This window comes from Nodularia sp. UHCC 0506 (assembly GCF_034931045.1).
In the GTDB taxonomy this organism is placed as follows: domain Bacteria; phylum Cyanobacteriota; class Cyanobacteriia; order Cyanobacteriales; family Nostocaceae; genus Nodularia.
In genome coordinates this window covers 1-3,799 of the sequence record NZ_JAYGHH010000097.1, presented here as the reverse complement: position 1 = coordinate 3,799, position 3,799 = coordinate 1, and the positions used below count along the sequence as shown (strand labels likewise).

At 38.2% G+C, this 3,799-nt stretch carries 2 protein-coding genes and 1 pseudogene; 2 read left to right on the top strand and 1 reads right to left on the bottom strand.

Annotation, left to right across the window (positions count from 1 at the left end):
- The first annotated feature begins 23 nt into the window (after positions 1-23).
- Positions 24-278 (top strand): transposase, encoded by a 255-nt coding sequence (locus VB654_RS25090; protein WP_323216547.1) that lies wholly within the window; start codon positions 24-26, stop codon positions 276-278.
- Positions 279-311: 33 nt separating this feature from the next.
- Here the strand turns inward: VB654_RS25090 and VB654_RS25085 are convergent, their stop codons facing one another.
- A complete protein-coding gene (locus VB654_RS25085) occupies positions 312-3,353 on the bottom strand; it encodes an amino acid adenylation domain-containing protein (protein ID WP_323216546.1) in 3,042 nt (1,013 codons plus the stop codon).
- A 277-nt stretch (positions 3,354-3,630) separates the two neighbouring features.
- Between VB654_RS25085 and VB654_RS25080 the strand changes: the two are divergent.
- Positions 3,631-3,780: pseudogene (locus tag VB654_RS25080) on the top strand (IS4 family transposase); the annotation flags it as partial.
- Between the last annotated feature and the right edge of the window lie 19 nt (positions 3,781-3,799).

Sequence of the window (3,799 nt, the reverse complement as noted above, 5' to 3'; positions counted from 1 at the left end):
GTAATAACTCTTAACCCCGAAATATTGAGGGGATACGAAATTACACACCCAAACATTCTTCTTGGCTGAACCAAATTGAGATTTGGTTCAGTATTTTAGTCCGGAAGTTACTCAAACGTGCCAGCTTCAAAAGTCAGGATGACCTCAAAACTAGAATTCTCGCTTTTATTGACTACTTTAATCAAACAATGGCTAAACCTTTCAAGTGGACATATAAGGGTAAAGTTTTGGCTCTTCGGTACTTGGTTTATTTACGCCGTGTTGTACTAGGGCCTTAAACCTATAACTTTACTGTTTCGGCACAGAGTTAATCAGAAAAGTTTCTTGGTCGATAAATTTTTATCAAAGTTGGGCAAGTATTGTCTGATGAGCTTCTTGTCAATTTTGGGACAAAAAATACCGGAACTTTGTATACTATTGAGGGTATTATTTACTTGGCAGATAGCAGTACGATGATGTACTTCAAGTATAGTACTGCGGTTTTGATATACTTTCTCTTGGAAGAAAGATATCAATGGATATAAGGGATTAGTTGTTGACAAAGTAGAGAGAGCATTCAACCAGTTTTTTAGTGAAATTTTTTGTAGATGATAGCCCAATTCATTCAAGTACTCAAATATTTCTACATTACTTAATTCCTGTTCTCTCGGAACAACAATGTTGTAATTGCCACCTATGTATTTTGCATCTGAGGAAATATGAGCGATGACGGCAGCAACATAGTCTACAGGAACAGGAATCCAATATTTTTCAGGACAATCTGGATACATACCCATCTCAATACAACCTCCAATAAAGCGGTAGAAGGTGTCGTTAAGGTTAGCAATTCCTGTTTGCCTATGTCCAGAAATAAAACCAGGACGGTAAATAGAAACTGCTAATCCTTTTTCTCTTGCTGATCTAACGATGCGCTCGGCAGCCCATTTTGACTGTACATAGCCGTACTCTATGGACATAATTGGTAAGCTTAAATCAATATCAAAATCTTCCGAAACTTCATTAATATCAAGTAATGAAGTTACTGCTCCATAAACAGACGGAGTAGATACGTAATGCAGTATTTTGTGACGACAATGTGCGCTTAAAGAAAGAATATTTGCAGTCCCGTCTAAATTAGATTTTTTAATTAGTGAATAAGGTTTGATGTAATTAGTGTCAGCAGCTAAATGATAGATTACGTCAACTTCTTCACCCAATTTGTTAAATAATGATGTTGGCAGTTGCAACTGTGGTTCTTGGATATTACCAGCAATGACATTTACCTGGTCTAGTTTTGCTGTTGGTAGCCGATATTGGATGAAGGTTTCACGCAGCCTAGCGTTTGCTGCTGTTTCCCCCTCTGCCCTTACCAAGCAATAAATTTTATCGTAGCTGCTTTTTATGAGTAGTTCATAAAGCAAGTGTGCGCCCAAAAAACCTGTTGCACCTGTAATTAATGCACAGCGATATTTAGCTTCTGGTGGTTGTTGCCAAATAGATGTATTTAAATCTGAAGAAAGTCGAGCTTCTGCTTGTAAGTCAATATATTTATCACTAGTTAGAGTTTCACATTTGAATTTAAACTGCTCTAAAAATTTTGCTAAAACAGATGGTGTAGGATATTCATAAACTAAGCGAGAAGGAAGAGTAACCCCAAAATCACGTTCGAGTGCATACAAGACATGAGCTATACACAGTGAACTGCCGCCCATCTCAAAAAAATTAGTGTGAGGTTTACAAGTTCTACTAGGTAATTCTAAAGCTTCATCAAAAATTATCGCAATTTTGAGAGAGTTGTCTGTCGTATCAGTCGCAAATGATGGTGTTTGAAGAAATTCTGGTAAAGCATTTCGGTCTACTTTACTGCGATTAGGTAACAAAGCCAATTCATCCACGAAAATAAACCGCGTAGGCACCATGTAATCTGGAAATTGTTCGGCGGCAAAGTATTGCAAATGCTTTTCTATCAAAAACTGTCCGGCTTTGGGAACGATATATGCGACAAGCATCAATAGCCCATCATTACTTTTTATTCGTGTAGTTCTAATTGCTTTGACTACGTTCATCTGTACGCCAGGATGTTGGGCAAGTATCATTTCAATTGCTTCTATTTCTATACGCTTGCCGCGAATTTTGACCTGATTATCTAGCCTACCAGCATAGTGTAATAGTCCAGGCTGATACGGATCTTCGTAAACGATATCACCAGTTTTATATATTTTGCCCACACCAAAAGGGTTATTTAGAAAACGAGTATTTGTAGTCTCAGGTTTATCTAGATAACCTCTGCTTACCCCCATACCACCTACATATAACTCACCCTTTTCACCACGATTACAAAACTGAAATTCTTCATCTAGAATGTAGAGTTCCACATTTGGTAACGCATAACCAATAGGTAAATTTACATCCTGTGGCTTAAACTCGTAAATTGTGCAGCAAACAGTTATTTCTGTTGGCCCATAGGCATTGAAAAAGCGGGTACAGGGTGAAATCCATTCTTTGGCAAGCGATATGGGACAAGCTTCACCCGCTGCGACTACTATTTGTAAATCAAGCAACTGATGACGGAAAGGTGTTAGCGTAGCAAGTACAGAAGGAGGTAATGTTACCCATTGCACTTTTTGTCTAACCATGAAATTTGCTAAAAGTTGCCCAGGAAGCATTTGCTCTCTTGCACCCAGTACCAAAGTTGCCCCACTACATAATGCTGTAAATAATTCCCAGATTGCTGCATCAAAACTGATAGATGCAAACTGAAGTAAACGCAAGCCTTGTTTGATATTAAAAATATCACCACTAGCCTGAGCAAGATTTAGTAAACCTTGATGGGTAAGCATTACCCCCTTTGGTACACCTGTAGAGCCAGAGGTATAAATAATGTAAGCTAGTTGCTCAGGCTTCACTACTGAAGGTGATGCAGAGAATGTAGTTAACGATTGCCAGACAACAGGAGTGTCCAAAAAACACATTTGCCCATCCCAATTACTCTGTTGAATCGCTGGCTCGATATCAAAAGCAAACTTTTTTTGTGTCAGAATCGTGGTTAATTTAGCATCAGCAATCATGTAACTAAGTCGCTGGCGAGGTAAGTCTGGATCAAGAGGAACAAAAGCTGCACCCGCTTTTAAAATGGCATAGATCGCAATAACCATTTCAAAAGAAGGTTCTATACACAGTCCAACTAAAGCATTATTTTTCAGCCTATTCTGTGCTACTAAATATTGAAATAACTGTTCTGCTCGTTGCTGTAACTCGCCGTAAGTCAACTGCTGGTCTTCTATAATCATTGCAATTTCATCAGGATATTTTTGACAGATAAAATTGATTAAAGAAATAACTGTTTCATGGACTTGGGAATTTTGATTTTTCATACAATTCAAGCTTTAAAAGGTGTTTTGGTCTACTAACAAGATAGGTAAGTGATTAGTGAGAAGACAATCTGGTTCGGTTGATCAAAAATCTAAATTTTTAGAATCCTCAATATTTGATTATTATGTTCTAGTTTTGAGAATAATGTCAATTATCAATCTGATCCGAACCGTATTGGATGGCGCTCAAGCCTCACAAACGCCTCTATTTTCAGCGTGGACTTCAGGCTCTACCCCTTATTCAACAAGCTGTCTAGCTATGTTGTCACCCGTTAAGGATTTCAGCTTTGCCCTCTACGGACAACTATGGATGTATGGCATGGAATTATGGGCTGATTTAGCTCTGAACTTAATCGCTCTCAAGCCTCATAAACGCCTCTTTTTCCAACGTGATTTTCAGGCTCTATCCCTTATCAAACAAGCTGTTTAGCCACCTTGTCACCCGTTAA

Bases quoted from the DNA above. Each gene is read 5' to 3' on its own strand.
- VB654_RS25085 (WP_323216546.1), bottom strand. From the start codon at position 3,353: ATGAAAAATCAAAATTCCCAAGTCCATGAAACAGTTATTTCTTTAATC.